This is a genomic window from Ferrovum myxofaciens, from assembly GCF_000735045.1.
Classification (GTDB): domain Bacteria; phylum Pseudomonadota; class Gammaproteobacteria; order Burkholderiales; family Ferrovaceae; genus Ferrovum; species Ferrovum myxofaciens.
Genome location: NZ_JPOQ01000341.1, coordinates 1 through 362 on the forward strand (window position 1 = coordinate 1; position 362 = coordinate 362).

The 362-nt window shown below is 52.5% G+C and carries 1 protein-coding gene; it reads right to left on the reverse strand.

Features of this window, described 5'->3' with window-relative positions:
- Positions 1-360, reverse strand: a 360-nt coding sequence (locus tag IV91_RS0113920; RefSeq protein WP_035418531.1) for an RNA-guided endonuclease InsQ/TnpB family protein, incomplete at its 3' end; no start/stop codon positions are given.
- Positions 361-362: the final 2 nt, after the last annotated feature.

Consider the following 362-nt stretch of genomic DNA (forward strand, 5'->3'; position numbering starts at 1 on the left):
ACGAAAAGCAAAGGCGTTTGGCATGTACGAACACGACTGGTTGTCCCGGCGAGACTTGAACGTGGGATAGTCCGATTCCTTCTTGAAGAATTTTGTAAAAGCCGTATCCAGGTGACGAAGCGATTGTTGCAGGACGACCGACGACACTTCACTCAACCATGATGTTTCAGGGTCCTGTTTCAAACCCTTGAGGCGCGCCGCCAAATCCTTGTAGTACACGCGCTGACCGTTGTTGCAGAAGGCGGTCGACCTCTCCTTCAAGCCCCAATTGTAGATCCATCGCGCACAACCAAACGATCGCGCAAGCTGATCGGCCTGATCAGGCGTCGGGTAAAATCGGTAACGATAGGCGCGTTGAATCA